Raw genomic sequence first — 15,640 nt, 5'->3', positions numbered from 1 at the left:
TTAAGTAAGATAACCTGAGCCGCCTGAAGTTTTTCTTCATCAGGGCTTTTATTGATAATTGAGTAATTTAAAATCTATCTGCTCGTCTTTCAATGATTGTTTTACATCTCTTTGCTCTGCATAAGTGACGTTGCCACTAAATTGTACAATCAAACTTTTGCCCTCGGGAAGTTCGGCCAGCGCTTCCTTCAAGCTTTCCAACTCTTTTCCATGGATCACATATAACAATGTTCCTTCTTGTTTTTTTACCCGCATCGAATACATACTACTTTCGGAAAGCGGAGTCCCTCCCACCGGGCTTAAACCGTTGCCCAAGGGGTTATCCTTCAAAACCTGCCGGAGAGAATCTCCAGAACGCACCTTCAAAGATGAAACCGTATCCGTAGTCGCTCCGGCACCTTCTGATTTGCGTTGAGGCAGGGTATCCATCAGGTCCTGATCTTTTGTGTTCTCTTCTGTCTCCTGTTGCCTTACCGAATCATCTTCCGAATAAACAGGGGCAATGGCGGGCCCGATGACAGACGGGTCATTCACTTCGGGTACTGGCTGCCCATTAGTCCCCGGTTGTTCTCCCGGATTTTTCCAAAGAAACAAAATCAAGATCACCACAACAAGTATGAAGATGAGTTTTAAAAGGCTTTTCAGTTTCATAATTGATTTTTGATTGGATAAAACCCTAAACTCGAATAGAATACCTTTCTGGCATTTCCTTCGGCAGTTTTGAGTTTTAGGTAAAAGTTATTGAGTACTTGATCGGTAAGACTTACGACTCCCGTCATCGCGGTGGCCGAATGCCCAAATGTAATCATCACCACATCCCCCAGTTTCTGATTGCCTTTTAGCAGGGTTTGATACTGCTCCCAAAGGAGTTTTTCCAAATTGTCCAGATACAGTTTTTTTGCCTGCGGTTCAAAATCATCCAACTCCGTATCATAGCTACTTAATGATACCCCTGTAACCTGGTCGTTCAGGATCACTTGATTCGAAGAGTCCAAATAAATATTGATAAAACTGGCATAGGCCTCCAACTCACTCAACAGATAAATTTTTCGAATCATATTTTCGGTTTGGTCCAATCCCAAAGCCCCTACTCGGTTGCGAAAGCGGTCAAAGTCGTCCTGTGACAATTGCCCTTGAAGTACCTCCTGTTGTAACACCGAATCCAAACGGCCAAAAAAACCGGACAAACGCCCGGATAAATCTATCAGGGTTTCGTCCAGCACTCTTCCCTGCTCTTCCAAACGCCATTGGTATTCCAGCACTTGTTCGTGAGAAGCATCCAAATGACTTTGGTATTGGAGCAATTGCTCTTCCAGGTTTCTCACTCTTTCAATCAAGGTGGCCTCCTGTTGTTTTGCCTCCAACAACGATGCTTGTTGCGCCTCGGTCGTTTGTCGGCTATTGATCATAAAGGCAAAAAGCAGGATTAAAAACACATCCACAAGCGGGGTGAGCTCCAAAAGGCTTTTCAGTTTCATTTGAGTTTTTCTTTTTCGATAAGATACTTGGTCACGTCCCCTGTCAAAATGCTGATCCGCTCCGAAACCAGGGTGTAATTACCAGAGATAAATCCCTCAAAAAACTTAAAGATCACGGCAAAAGCCACTCCCAATAAGGTAGAAACCAAGGCCAAAGAGAACGAAGAAGTCACTTGTGAGAAATCCAGAATACTGGGCACAATCCCCAGGATGGTCCCGCCAATACCCAATAGAGGAAAAATGCTGATGGTGGTGGAAAAGAGATAATACCATTTGGTCGCATCCTTGTACATTCGCTCCCACTTGGCAAAATCGAGACGGATCTTGTCATCAATATTATCCAACTGCCCGGTTTTTTCCCGGATAAACCGCTCCATCACCGACTCTCCTTCAAACAGCTCTTTTTTCAATGCCCAAACATTGAGGTAAGCAAACCGCAAGAACAAAGCATTGACTACCCCCACTATCAAAATCAGAAGGTTGATCCAGTTGGTAAATACGGTTTCTAAGAGTAGTTCAGTCATAGGAGTTTCCGTTTATCACTACGTACATTCCTTAGGCTTGCCCTGTCGACATCCCTCCTTAAAACGTTCGTCAGCAAGTCTAAGAAGCTACATTCAAGGTAGCGAAGTGTGGTTGTATATCGGTTGCATAAGCAAAACTGATAGTCAACAAATTACCTGATTTACAGAGTCGTTCTATTGCACTCTGAATGCATACCTTAAGGTACATTTTTAATGATAAAAAGAAAAGCCGGCCTTTTTGAAAAGACCGGCTTACCGATATGTTGTTTTCGAAAGAATGTCTTGTTAAGGCACCTGAACCAATTCTTCTTCCTCTTTCTTTTGCTCTTTTTTGGGCCTTTTTAACAATTTACGATTAATATTTTGAACCATGGTATTGTAAAAATCGGTATCGAATAATCGCGCATCGTTTTTCGCTTGCCGTAAGAAGAACAAACCAAAACAACTCAATACGGCATTGCCAACCCAACAACCGATAGCAGTATCAATGGCAAGTTCCCGGGCAAATTTTTCGCCCATAATCGTACAGATATAATAAATCACAAAGAAGATGATCGCTACCAATACCGGCACTCCCAAACCTCCTTTTTTGATAATCGCCCCCAACGGTGCACCGATCAGGAACATTACCAGAATGGCAACGGCCCGGTTAAAAATACGGTGAAAATCAATTTCTTTTTTGGCTTTTTCCCGCACCAGGCTATCCATTCGCTGCACTTCCGAACGAATGGTATTGTTCGCACTTTCCACCCGGGAAACGGCTTGGGTGATATGTTCGGAGCTTAGTTCATAAGGTTCCGCAAATCGCTTCGTCAGCAAGGCCGAGTCTTCCGAAGTCAATAAGGTTTCTTCTATAGTTGCCGCTTTCTTAGCCTCATCCTCGTCCAATTTTTGAGCCTTTTTCCGTCTGGGGTTTTCTTTGTCAAAATAATACTGACTCCGCACTCTCACAGCCAGTTTTTCATGCAATTTTTGGTTGGACGTTTTTAAAGAGTCGATATAATCTACCAACTCACCGGCGGTCTTCATCATTCCATGCCCTAAAAACAGTTCCTCCTTCGTTTTCCCCATACTAAAGGCATCCATATTATACATAAACACCACCGTATCGAACTCATCCCGCATATACTCTTCCGTAAAAGTGGAGGTTTTTTCCTTATTACTTAATTCGGCATACGAGCGGCCTTGGTATAAATTGATCTTTAGAAACTCTTCGTTGTTTACCAGTTCCATTCTCCCGGCTTCCGCAGTAATCAAGGTTTTATTACCGGAACCTTTCGAATGATCGTAAATCATCACATCCCTTAAATCACTACCATCACCGGTTTTCTCTTTCACATAAATGCTCCGGCCGGGAATTTCGTTGTAAAACACCCCTTCTTCAATATTCAAAGCCGGTTTTTTCTGTTTTACATCGTACAACAGACTGTACCCTTTGAGGTTCACTACCGGTAAAATCTGGTCATTGAAATACAGGGCTAAACAGGTAATCAGAAAGGTTAAAATAGCAGCCGGTCGCAATACTCTCAACAAGGAAATACCGGAGCCTTTGATTGCAGAAAGCTCGGAGTGCTCTCCCAAGCTTCCAAAGGTCATCAAAGATGCCAACAAGATGGCCAAGGGCAAGGCCATAGGCGCCAAAATCAATGCAAAATAAAAAAAGAACTCCCCAAATACGTCAAACCCTAAATCTTTGCCAAGAAAATCTTTGAACCTGCTGATGGTCATCTGCATCAACAAGATAAATTCAATAATTGCAAAAGTTAAGACCAAGGGCCCTATATAAGCTCTCAGTATAAGTTTATCTATCTTTTTTATCATTAGTACCTAGTTCGGTCGTTTACCACAAAAATAAAAAAACCTCGCCCAAAGTAATTTTAAAAATATAAAACATCTTTTGAAAGAAGAGTTTCGGCATCTCCTTTTCTTTTCTTACAAAACTAAGACACTAGAAAATCCATAGAAGACACTCAAATTACAGGAACCGCAAAGAAAAAAGAAAACGCGAGGAAGAAATAATCTCTCTCGCGTTTTCTTTTGACCTTAAGAATCAGCCTCTATCAAAGAAGCTGACAATATCGTTTTGCATTTTTTTCGTGTTTACTGATATTTTTCCACCGCATCAATGATGTCCGAAAGTTTGGCAGAAGAATACGCCCCTGCAGTATGATATACTACTTTTCCGGATTTATCCAAAATGAAAAAATAGGGTAAATCTTTTTGCCCTAATTTCAGGGCCTTCTTATATTCTTTGATAGCCCCTTTGTACACCAAAGTATGGTTGTGAAGTTTCTTATCAATATTTTGTTTCATTTTTTTTACGATGGTACCACTGGCCGCTTTGGCAACTCCCCGGAGCATGGGGATGAAATAGATATGGGTATCATAACTGCTGCTAGGCATAAATGCCACTTCCGGGGGATCTACAAAGGTAGTGTAGATAGGTTCGAACCACTTTTTGAGTAAATCGTCTGATTTTTTGGAATACGCCATACCAATCAAAGTGACTTTCCCTTTTGTATTGGCAGGTACGGACATCGTTTTGTCGGTTAAGGTTTCTCCGGAAATAGAGGGAAACATTTTTCCTTTTTGGGCAAATGAAGTGCTCACAGCTACAAACAGGAACAGTGCAATTAGTTTTATTTTCATCATACTCAAAAAAAATTTTGGTTACCTAAGTTAAGAATTATTTGGGTTGTGTATGAATTGGTTCAAAAGGGTGGCTTGGCCAATAGAGCCCTCACAAAAGAAAAGTGAAATTCAAATTTGACGCCAAGTTCCCCAAAATTCCGCTTGCCGCACAAGGATGTGATTTCTTTTTTTCTACTTAGCAGACTAGCATCCAAGTATTTGCCGGAGTCTCTACATTCGTTCTTTTATTGCCGCCGGCTTTTTTGAATATACGGTAATTTCCTATCGCTTTGATAATAATTGTGTATTTTCGCAACAATTTAAATCCATAAAATCCTCAATTTGAAACAATGCAAGTAGTAGATTCAGAATCATTCAGAGAGGGCATGAGTAAGCTTACTGGAGCGGTGACCATTGTCGCTACAGAAGGTGAAGCAGGTAAAGGTGGGTTTACCGCTACGGCTGTTTGCTCGGTAAGTGATAATCCTGCCACTTTGTTGGTGTGTATCAATCGCAACAACGATTTAGAGCAAGTGATCGAAAAAAACCAATCTTTCACAGTCAACTTACTTTCGACTGAACAAAAAGCCTTGGCAAACCGCTTCGCCGGTTTGGAAAATATCCCTTCTGCCGAACGCCTGGAAGTGGGTTTTTGGTCCAAAGGAAAGACCGGCAGCCCTCTTTTAATGGATTGTCTGGCAAGTTTTGAATGCAAATTGACCAATGCTGTTCCTACCGGTACCCATACCGTTTTGTTTGGTGAAGTCATTAATTTGTTACTCAACCATTCGCAAAGCCAACCTTTACTTTACTACAACCGCTCTTACAATACCATAAAATTTCCATAAGGAGGCCCTTGTTTTCACGATCACTTTACAACACTGACAGAAAACAATTTCACCCGAGTCCCATCCAATACCTTAAACACTGAATACCATCCATTTATAAACAAGTGTGTTTCAATAGGGTTTATGGTAAAGGTATTTCTTTTGAGCGTCATTTTCTGGACTTACCAATTAACCATCAGCTTGTAGCGCTACAAACACCCCCTGTATATTTCACAGTATCTGTTGAAAAGTTTTGCTTCTCATTCCGAATCACATTACCTTTGCAATTGCTTATCAAGAAAGATGGAGGGACTGGGCCCTATGAAATCTTAGCAACCAGCGTTAAACGCATGGTGCTAATTCCCAGCCTGGAGGTGTCCAGGAAAAGATGAGGTCAGAAGGCTTTTTTCTTCTAGTTATCCCTTCCCTTTTTTGTATAAGCCCAATTGTATTTGATTCAGAAGTAGTACCCAAGGTATTGGCAGTACTTTTAAGGATGTGTTGGGTGTATGTATACCATTCATCGTCCACACTCGAAAACCGAATTAAAAGCTACCCGCCTTTACCAATCACTTAAAATGCTATGCTCGTACCACTGCTGTAATCACTTATGCTTTACTGCTGACTATAATATTGATAGGATAAATTAATTATGAAGAAGCCTGAAGTTCAAAGCTTACTGAAAGAACGGATATTGGTGTTGGACGGGGCTATGGGTACCCTGATCCAGGAACACAAATTAACCGAGGAGGATTTTAGAGGTGCCCGTTTCCAAGACCACCCCTGTGACCTGAAAGGGAACAATGACTTATTGTCGATCACGCAGCCGGAAATCATTAAAACAATACATCGTAAATACTTCGCGGCGGGTGCTGACATTGTAGAGACCAACACCTTCAGTGGGACGCGCATTGCCATGGAAGACTACCAAATGCAAGACTTGGTATTTGAGCTCAACTATCAATCAGCAAAAATAGCCAAGGAGGTGGCAGATGAGTTCAACTCTCAAAGCCTGGACAAACCCCGATACGTAGCCGGTTCCATCGGGCCTACCAACCGTACGGCTTCTATATCACCGGATGTAAATGATCCTGGCTATCGGGCGATTACTTTCGACCAATTGGTGGAAGCTTATTATGAACAAACCAAAGCCTTGGTAGAAGGAGGTTCGGATATCCTGTTAGTGGAAACGGTATTTGATACCTTAAACTGTAAAGCGGCCCTTTTTGCCATTGATAAATATTTTGAAGATGTAGAAAAAGGAGCTCAACAAGGCAACGATGAATTTCCAATGTTGGGAATACCCGGGCATAAAGTACCCGTAATGGTATCCGGTACCATCACCGATGCCAGTGGACGTACACTATCCGGACAGTTGCCTGAAGCCTTTTGGATTTCCATTTCTCATGCCAACTTATTCAGTGTAGGGCTTAACTGCGCCTTGGGAGCCGATATGTTGAAACCTTATGCGCAAAGATTATCCAAAGTCGCTACCACAGCTATCAGTGTACACCCCAATGCAGGATTACCCAATGAGTTTGGGGAATATGACGAGTCCGCAGAACATATGGGGAAAGTACTCCGCACTTTTGCAGAAGACAAACTGGTGAATATTGTCGGAGGCTGTTGCGGAACCACCCCCGAGCATATCCGGGAAATTACCCGCATTATGGCGGAATACCCACCGCGCGAAATTCCCGAATCCGATGGCAATATGCACTTAAGTGGTTTGGAACCCGTTACCCTGCGGCCCGATGCCAATTTTATGAATGTCGGGGAACGGACCAACGTAACCGGGTCTAAAAAATTCCTGCGTCTGATCAAAGAAGAAAAATTTGACGAAGCTCTTTCCGTAGCTCAAGACCAAGTGGAAGGCGGTGCTCAGATCATCGACATCAATATGGACGAAGGAATGATTGAAGGAGAAGAAGCCATGGTGAGATTCTTAAACCTGATTGCTTCGGAACCGGAAATTTCCAAAGTACCGATCATGATTGACTCTTCCAAATGGCCGATCATTGAAGCCGGTTTGAAAGTAGTACAGGGGAAGCCTGTTGTCAACTCAATCAGTTTGAAAAGTGGAGAAGAAGAATTTATCCATCAAGCCAGACTCATCCGCAAGTATGGAGCATCGGTGATTGTGATGGCCTTTGACGAACAAGGACAGGCTGACACCTACGAACGAAGAATTGAAATTTGTAAGCGCTCTTATGATATACTGGTCAATGAAGTGAATTTTCCTCCGGAAGATATCATATTTGACCCCAATATTTTCCCGGTAGCCACCGGAATGGAAGAACACCGGCAAAATGCATTGGACTTTTTCAAAGCGACCCGGTGGATCAAAGAAAACCTCCCCAAAGCCCATATCAGTGGAGGTGTTAGTAATGTCTCTTTCTCCTTCAGAGGAAATAACACCGTACGGGAGGCCATGCACTCGGCATTTCTCTACCATGCTATTAAAGAAGGTATGGACATGGGTATTGTCAACCCATCGATGTTAGAGGTGTACGATGATATCAGTCCGGAGCTTTTGGAAAAAGTGGAAGATGTATTACTTGACCGGAAAGAGGATGCCACAGAGGTGCTCCTGGAATATGCCGAAACCATTAAAAGTAAAGGTAAGGTAAAAGTAAAAGACGAAAGCTGGCGCAAAGAACCCGTAGAGAAGCGCTTGTCGCATGCCTTGGTCAAAGGAATTATTGATTATATCGATGAAGATACCGAAGAGGCCCGCCTGCTTTACAAAAGTCCCTTAAAGGTTATTGAAGGACCTTTGATGGATGGGATGAATATTGTGGGAGATTTGTTCGGAGAAGGAAAAATGTTCTTACCACAAGTGGTAAAAAGTGCCCGGGTCATGAAAAAAGCAGTGGCCTATTTGTTGCCGTTTATGGAAGACAGCTCCCTGGGGGCTGACGAACAAAAACAACGGACTAAAATCTTGTTGGCTACGGTGAAAGGCGATGTTCACGATATCGGAAAAAACATTGTCGGGGTAGTATTAGCCTGTAACAACTTCGAAATCATCGATTTGGGTGTAATGGTACCCACGGAAAAAATCCTGGAAACAGCCAAACAGGAAAACGTGTCGGCTATCGGTTTGAGTGGATTAATCACCCCTTCTCTGGACGAAATGGTGGATGTAGCCCGGGAGATGGAAAAGCAGGATTTTAAATTGCCCTTACTCATCGGAGGAGCTACGACCTCCCGGATTCACACCGCCGTAAAAATAGATCCGGAGTACAGTGGACCGGTCGTACACGTTTTGGATGCTTCGAAAAGCGTTCCGGTCGCCACGGCTTTTACCAGTGAGAATACGGATACGCAGGTAGGCTACAAAACCAAATTCAAAGATGAATACGCCCAGCTACGGGAAGAGCATCAAAAACGCAGAAGTACCAAACAATATATTTCCCTGACAGACGCGAGAAACAATAAATTCACAACTGATTGGGAAGCATTTACACCTGTAAAACCGACCTTTTTAGGCATCAAAGTATTTGAAGATTTCCCACTGGAAGAGCTAGTGGAATATATTGACTGGACGCCTTTCTTCCAATCCTGGGAGTTGGCAGGGCGTTTCCCGAGAATCCTGACCGACTCGGTGGTCGGCGAAGAGGCGACTCGTCTGTACAAAGATGCCCGGCAATTACTGGATCAAATCGTCAAAGAGAAACTCTTTACAGCCAAAGCCGTGATCGGGTTTTTCCCGGCCAATGCCGTCAATGATGACGATATCGAAATTTATGACTTTGATGAAGTGGAACTGGTTACCGAAAATGCTCCGGAATCTGCCAGACTGGCTGGGTTTAAAGAAAACCGCACACAGGTACAAACCTTACTGCATAATTTGCGGCAGCAAAATAAAAAGTCGGAGAAAACCTATAACTTCAGTTTGACGGACTTTATCGCTCCTAAGGAAAGTGGTAAGGAGGATTATATCGGAGGCTTTGCCGTATCGGCAGGCTTCGGTTGTAAAGAATTAGCCGATCAATATGAAAAAGATTTTGACGATTACAACAGCATCATGGTAAAAGCCCTGGCCGACCGCCTGGCAGAAGCTCTTGCCGAACGGATGCACGAGAAAGTCCGGAAAGAATACTGGGCCTATACCCCCGAAGAAACACTGGACAACGAAGAACTGATCCGTGAAAAATACAAAGGCATTCGTCCGGCTCCGGGATATCCGGCTTGTCCGGACCATCTGGAAAAGAAAACCCTTTTCGAACTCTTGGATGTAGAAGAGCAAGTAGGTATCAAGCTCACCGACAGTTTGGCCATGTTCCCGGCTGCTTCTGTTTCCGGTTGGTATTACGCCCATCCTCAATCCAGGTATTTTGGAATTGGAAAAATACAAAAAGACCAGGTGATAGATTATGCCCAACGTAAAAACATGGACCAGAAAGATGTAGAAAAATGGCTCAGTAGTATCCTGGGGTATTGATAATTTTAGTAACTTAAATAGCAGGCTGAATAACGGCCTGCTATTTTACTTTTTTACCAGAACATTCCCCTGCTCATGGATCTTCGAGACGACCTGTTTCAATCTTTCGGAGAATTATTATATGTCATTTTCAATCAAGACAATGGCATTTCCGATCATCAATTTCAAGGCATTCGCCAAACCTTACAGCAAGTTTCCTGGGGTGAAGAGGTCTATTGGTCTTTTCAATATGAAGCCCAACATCATCCGGAACCGGAAAAGCTCTTTTACCAAGTATTGGATGCTTTTTCGCAATTTGGCCCACAAGAAACCTATGCTCCTTTTTTCACTTTGATTTTGCATCTGATTCATCAATCGGAATCTTCCGATTTGAAGGAACAACGCCTGAAAAAATTTGAACGCTTCCGGTTTTTAATCATGGAACGTTTTCAAAACGATCAGAACATCAAATAGACAAGCCTCAAAACGGCAAAAAGGTGATGCATTCCAATAGCCCCTCCGGGGTTGCGGAAGGCCCCAAGCGTTTGGTAAACGGATTTCCGAGCAAAAATTAGTCTCTTAGAAATTGCTTGACGGATGTGCCGTTTTTATTCAGTATTCTGATAAGATAAACGCCTTTAGGCAGCGTAGGTCTTAGCACTTTATAAAAGCTGTTTTCAACTTCGGTTTGCCAATAAGCCCTTCCATTCAGATCTAAAATTTCCAGTTTGCTTTTTCCCTTAGCCCATGGAAATTCCAAGGTAAACCCCTCATCACTCACAGGGTTGGGATATAGCTTAGTTTCCAAGGACAATGCTTCGTCCTTGATTCCGGAAACCGTTTCATCAAAATAATAAAAATACGCAGCCCCTCCATTGGGCGAAGATTCATCGTCACCAAAAGCCCCTACGAGCATCCACTTCCCATGAATGGCCAAAGCCTGGCCAAACTCATCATCCGCCTCTTCGTCCCTTGCTCTTTCAATGGCTGTTTCCGTCATATCTACCCAACCGCTTTCCGGTTGGATATAATAATATACTTTGCCGGGATAGGCATTGGTATATTGCCGGTTTTGCATTCCTACAACCACCGTATCTTTGTAAAGGTCCACCACGCTTCCCATGTGGTCCCAGCTTTGCCCATCCGAAGCGGTTAATTTGGCGGTTTCTACTCCTGAAACCCAACCCTCCGCAGGTTTTACAAAAAGGTAAGCGGCCCCTTTTTTATTTTCGTTTCCTGAAGCACCGGCCACTATACACCCTTCCGAAATAGCAATACTTCCTCCCAAACCATCCTCTTCACCTCCGTCAGAGCTGGTAAGCCTGGCTGTTTCCGTCATCGTACCCCATCCTTCTACAGGTTTTTCAAAGACATATACCGCCCCTTGAAATGTACTGCCGGTTTCTTCATGATGGGTAGTTTCCTGTTTGCTCCCCACTACAATGGTGTTTTGAGAAATAGATACCGAATAGCCAAACATGGCTCCTTCTTGCCTAACGGCACTTGTCAACCTTGCCACCTCTATAGCATTATTCCAAGTTCCGGCACTCTTTTCAAAAACATACGCGGCACCCATATAAGCATGGTCTGCCCCATATGCCCCCACCACCAAGGTTTCTCGCTCTATGGCAAGGCTGGAGCCAAAATAGTCATATGCTTGTCCATCCGAAGCCGTCAACACGGCTGTCTCGGTCATATTTTTCCAACCCGATGCCGGCTTTTCAAAGAGGTATACTGCTCCTTGATGAACCTTCCCTTCTATGGTAGCACGGTGGGCTCCAATCGCTACCATTCCGGAGCTGACCGCTACAGATACACCGAATTCACTTTCAGTATATAAATCAGAGGCGCTTAGTTTTGCTACTTCATTCCAATATCCTTCTTGCAGCTCAAATAAATAAGCCACTCCCTGATCCCGGCCAAACTCATCGCTAGATGTTGCGATAACCACTGCCAAGGTGGCATCCATGGCAACCACGGCCCCAAACAAATCGTTGAAACTCGATATCTCGGACCAAGTGGGAATGGAAAGTTCTTCTATTTGTGCGGTACCTGTCCAACCTTCTGCAGGCTTTCGAATGAAAAATACCCCTCCCCAATCACTCATCATTTCCGTATCCCTATAAGGAGCTCCTGCCAAAAGATATTGATCCGAAAGAGCCATTTGGTAGCCCAACATATCTTCACTGTTGCCAGAAGGGTTTACGATTTTTTTGGTTTCAAAAGTCCCCCAGCCCTGTCCGGTTTTTTCAAACAGATACAAGGCTCCTTGGGAAATATGACCGTCTATACTTTCGCCCGGGGCTCCTGCAGCAATACTGTTTTCCGTACAAGCCAATGAATAGCCTAAATGTTCTCCCCCATTGGCATCAGAGGCTGTCAAAAGGGCGGATTCATTCGTATGAGTCCAACCGGAAAGCGGCTTTTCAAACACGTACATTGCCCCTTTGCTATTATTTGCTCTGAATGCAGAGGCTACTATTGCGTCACCGGAAAAAGCAAGGGCATTGCCTAAGTTCATTCCTTCTTCCCGGGTTAGGGCAGTTAACTTAGCCGTTTCCACAGCAGAAGCCCCAAGGTTTGCTTCATTTTCAAAAAGATAGACGGCTCCTTTGGAGGCATCGTCATAAGGACTACCTACTGCAATATTTCTATCTTTGATGGCTATCGAATACCCAAAATGATCACCTTCCGAGCCGTCCGAAGCCTTCAGCCTTGCGGTTTCTGTCATGTCTTGCCAACCCATGTCAGGTTTTTCATAGACATAGACTTTTCCTTGGTTTGGTTTTCCGTCCACATCGGCTTTTGTCGCCCCTACTACAACCACTTCGCCTTCAATAGCTACGGATGTACCCAGTTGGTCACCGGCTTGCCCGTCAGAAGCGGTAAGGATAGCCGTTTCCGTCATGTCCGCCCATCCGGATGCCGGTTTTACATACATATAAGCCGCCCCTTGATCCGGTTTTTCATTTACATTATCCCTTGGCAAGCCCACTACCACCACATCTCCCGAGATGGCGATATGCAGGCCTAAATTCCGGTTGTAAGGCAAAGAAGGAAACAATTTAGCTTTAAAATGCCACTGTCCGGCTTCGTATTCATAAACATACACCAAGCCATTATTCAATGCTCCTTCCACCTCATCGTTATAAGGTGCTCCCACTACAGCCGTATTTCCATCCATGGCTACGGAATAGCCAATCCGGGGAGATTCATTACTCTTGGAATAGGTACCGGAAAAGACTTTTTGCTTTTGAAGCCAGGTCTGAGCCTGAGCGGTGAAATACGACAGGTGTAACATTAAAATACAACCCCACAGTAGTTTGCATGTTTTCAGATTCATAAGATTCATTGATTTAAACATCTGTGTTAAGGATCACAGATGCATCGACATATTGCCTGGCCAAAACACCAAGCTCAATTTGAGCACTTACTTAATATTCAGATAATCAGGAAGGAAGCAAAGCTAATGTGGAAGGATAAAGATTACAACGCCAACGCTTGTGCTTTGTTAAACATATTCACCAAACCTTTTCATTGGAATTCTCACCCACAATTTACTTGTAAATAATTGGCAGTCAAAAAAATGTACTCATTATAAAATCCAATAAAAACTAACTTAAGTACCATCAACTACTTAATAAGCATAAAAATCGCATGCCATTAGGCTTTCGTTAATAATTGTCAATATCAACATGGAAAAGAGTATTGAGAAAAGAATGCACACATAGCCTCCGGAAACAGGGTAGCAATACGGTAGTTATCCTCTCTTCAGACTGTTGCATTGCTAAAGCGAGCTCTTTACCAATGAATTAATTCTATCCATGTTGGCGCATTCCCAAAAATTATTCTTTATTTGTAACCTTTGCTTTTCAAACCTAATACAGACTGTTTAATGGAACCAAATAGCAATCTTTTTGAAAACCGGATTGACTTAAACGAAATCAAATCAACTATACAACAAATCAGGGAAGAGGCAAGAAAAATCTTGGTAGGACAAGAACAAATGCTGGATCTGTTGATCACTGCCATCCTTTCGGACGGACATGTGTTGATTGAAGGGGTTCCGGGCGTTGCCAAAACCCTGACTGCCAAAATTTTATCCAGGATCATTGCTGCGGATTTTTCCAGAATACAATTTACACCCGATCTGATGCCTTCGGACATACTCGGAACCAATGTATATAATTTGCAAACCTCTGAGTTCAATTTTAAGCAAGGACCTGTATTTTCAAATATTGTTCTGATCGATGAAATCAACCGTGCCCCGGCCAAAACCCAATCGGCACTGTTTGAGGTAATGGAGGAAAAACAGGCGACTATTGATGGGAAACGGTATGAGATGGGGTTTCCCTTTTTGGTAGTGGCCACACAAAACCCTATCGAACAGGAAGGAACGTATCGCTTACCAGAAGCGCAATTGGACCGGTTTTTATTTAAAATTGAGGTCAATTACCCTACGATGGAAGAAGAAGTAAACATTCTGGAAGGCTTCCATAAACAAAAGAGTTCACTCAAGCTGGAGGAAATCCGGGCGATTCTTAGCCCCGAACAAATTCAACGCTTCAGGGAGCTGGTAAACAATGTGGAGGTGGATCAACAAATCCTCCGGTACATCGCCCAAATCATTGAAAGAACGCGAAACAGCGGGTCGTTATATTTAGGCGCCTCTCCCAGGGCTTCGTTGGCCATTCTGAGTAGTTCCAAAGCTTATGCAGCTATTCAAGGCCGTGATTTTGTGACACCGGATGATATCAAACAAGTAGCTTATCCCGTATTACGCCACCGGATTATTCTCACTCCCGAAAAAGAGATGGAAGGAGCCGGAACGGATAAAATCATTGAAGAGATCATTAATGAAGTGGAAGTTCCCAGATAAAGCAAAAAACAGCAAGAGACCCGTAGAGATATGAACCGGAGTATCTCTACGGGTAGTAAATAATGCTTCTTCAGGGCCTGCGGCTGGCGAAATGCCAAAGGGCTAAAAGAAGGCCGATCAAAGCCAACCCTCCACAGATATAATTGATCAGCTCGTTACCTTCATCCAACATTTTTTGATAATCACTTAGCTTGCCCACATACACATGCTCTGCCTTTACCTTTAAAGGAGCAACTTTTTGAACCTCTCCAATAAAGGTCACGGTACTTTGAGCGGTAACTCCCCGGTAACGGATATGCCGGCCTTTTTCCGTGCGGGCTTCCGTACTCACCACGGTTTGTTCCGTTCCTCTGGTGGGCACTTCCGAAAACACTACTTGTAGGGTATTCGAAGGAGTTACCACCTTAATTTCTTGCAGGTATTCCTGTACTACCTTCCAACCGTTCAGTTTGCCCGTTCCGGTATAGTCTTCTTTATTGGCCACCACAAAGTCTTTCACCAACAAAGGGTTGTCGGCACTGACTTTCCCTTCAACCCACACCCGCTGTCCTTCGGCCGGTTTTGCCGTATCCAGAGCAGTAGCCTCCTGTAAATGTGCATATTCAGTATGTAAAGCAGGTTTCCCGATCAAATACAAGATCACCCCAAACCCCAAAAACAGTATCCCAAATATTAATTTTAATCTCATAATTAAGTGTTTTAGGCGAATTTATTTTTCCCGGGGGGCAATAACAAGGACTTTTGTCAATCAAACCCCTCGATTTTCTTACATAGATAAAAGTAGCCGGAATCTTCGCTTTTACCAGATTATTTCTAATTTTATCAAATTCTCTATCCCTATTCAAAAGAGATCTTTGTAAGGAAGGGATACCTCA

Annotated in this window: 11 protein-coding genes and 1 riboswitch; of the genes, 4 read left to right on the top strand and 7 right to left on the bottom strand. The window is 43.4% G+C overall.

Annotation, left to right across the window (positions count from 1 at the left end; translation table 11 throughout):
- Positions 1-48: 48 nt before the first annotated feature.
- The 5 genes from AAG747_RS08955 to AAG747_RS08935 form a co-directional block, all read right to left on the bottom strand.
- A complete protein-coding gene (locus AAG747_RS08955; protein ID WP_346820819.1) occupies positions 49-651 on the bottom strand; it encodes a hypothetical protein in 603 nt (200 codons plus the stop codon).
- Positions 648-1,478, bottom strand: a complete 831-nt coding sequence (locus AAG747_RS08950; protein ID WP_346820818.1) for a hypothetical protein — start codon at positions 1,476-1,478, stop codon at positions 648-650. The genes AAG747_RS08955 and AAG747_RS08950 overlap by 4 nt, the downstream gene beginning before the upstream one ends.
- Positions 1,475-2,002 carry a MotA/TolQ/ExbB proton channel family protein gene (locus AAG747_RS08945; RefSeq protein ID WP_346820817.1) on the bottom strand — a complete coding sequence of 176 codons (528 nt, stop codon included), beginning with the start codon at positions 2,000-2,002 and terminating at the stop codon, positions 1,475-1,477. Before AAG747_RS08945 ends, AAG747_RS08950 begins: the two co-directional genes overlap by 4 nt.
- Before the next feature lie 285 nt (positions 2,003-2,287).
- Positions 2,288-3,823, bottom strand: coding sequence for an LptF/LptG family permease (locus AAG747_RS08940; RefSeq protein ID WP_346820816.1), 1,536 nt, complete (start codon positions 3,821-3,823; stop codon positions 2,288-2,290).
- Positions 3,824-4,102: 279 nt separating this feature from the next.
- Positions 4,103-4,654, bottom strand: a complete 552-nt coding sequence (locus AAG747_RS08935) for a TlpA family protein disulfide reductase (RefSeq protein WP_346820815.1) — start codon at positions 4,652-4,654, stop codon at positions 4,103-4,105.
- 365 nt (positions 4,655-5,019) lie between these two features.
- Here AAG747_RS08935 and AAG747_RS08930 point away from each other — a divergent pair, with 365 nt between their 5' ends.
- From AAG747_RS08930 to AAG747_RS08920, 3 genes are all read left to right on the top strand, one after another.
- Positions 5,020-5,481, top strand: coding sequence for a flavin reductase family protein (locus tag AAG747_RS08930; RefSeq protein ID WP_346820814.1), 462 nt, complete (start codon positions 5,020-5,022; stop codon positions 5,479-5,481).
- Between the two features lie 267 nt (positions 5,482-5,748).
- A riboswitch (SAM riboswitch) is annotated at positions 5,749-5,855 on the top strand.
- Between the two features lie 257 nt (positions 5,856-6,112).
- On the top strand, positions 6,113-9,907 hold the full coding sequence (gene metH, locus AAG747_RS08925; RefSeq protein ID WP_346820813.1) for a methionine synthase: 3,795 nt from the start codon (positions 6,113-6,115) through the stop codon (positions 9,905-9,907).
- A gap of 75 nt (positions 9,908-9,982) precedes the next feature.
- Positions 9,983-10,360 (top strand): hypothetical protein, encoded by a 378-nt coding sequence (locus tag AAG747_RS08920; protein WP_346820812.1) that lies wholly within the window; start codon positions 9,983-9,985, stop codon positions 10,358-10,360.
- 97 nt (positions 10,361-10,457) lie between these two features.
- Here the strand turns inward: AAG747_RS08920 and AAG747_RS08915 are convergent, their stop codons facing one another.
- Entirely contained in the window at positions 10,458-13,229 is a 2,772-nt protein-coding gene (locus AAG747_RS08915; RefSeq protein ID WP_346820811.1) for a T9SS type A sorting domain-containing protein, read from the bottom strand.
- A 552-nt stretch (positions 13,230-13,781) separates the two neighbouring features.
- Here AAG747_RS08915 and AAG747_RS08910 point away from each other — a divergent pair.
- Positions 13,782-14,765, top strand: coding sequence for an AAA family ATPase (locus AAG747_RS08910; protein WP_346820810.1), 984 nt, complete (start codon positions 13,782-13,784; stop codon positions 14,763-14,765).
- 70 nt (positions 14,766-14,835) lie between these two features.
- Here the strand turns inward: AAG747_RS08910 and AAG747_RS08905 are convergent, their stop codons facing one another.
- On the bottom strand, positions 14,836-15,453 hold the full coding sequence (locus tag AAG747_RS08905; protein WP_346820809.1) for a hypothetical protein: 618 nt from the start codon (positions 15,451-15,453) through the stop codon (positions 14,836-14,838).
- Positions 15,454-15,640 lie beyond the last annotated feature (187 nt).

Source organism: Rapidithrix thailandica, assembly GCF_039710355.1.
In the GTDB taxonomy this organism is placed as follows: Bacteria; Bacteroidota; Bacteroidia; order Cytophagales; family Flammeovirgaceae; genus Rapidithrix; species Rapidithrix thailandica.
The sequence above is the reverse complement of the archived record's forward strand: the minus strand, read 5'-3'. Positions and strand labels throughout refer to the sequence as shown.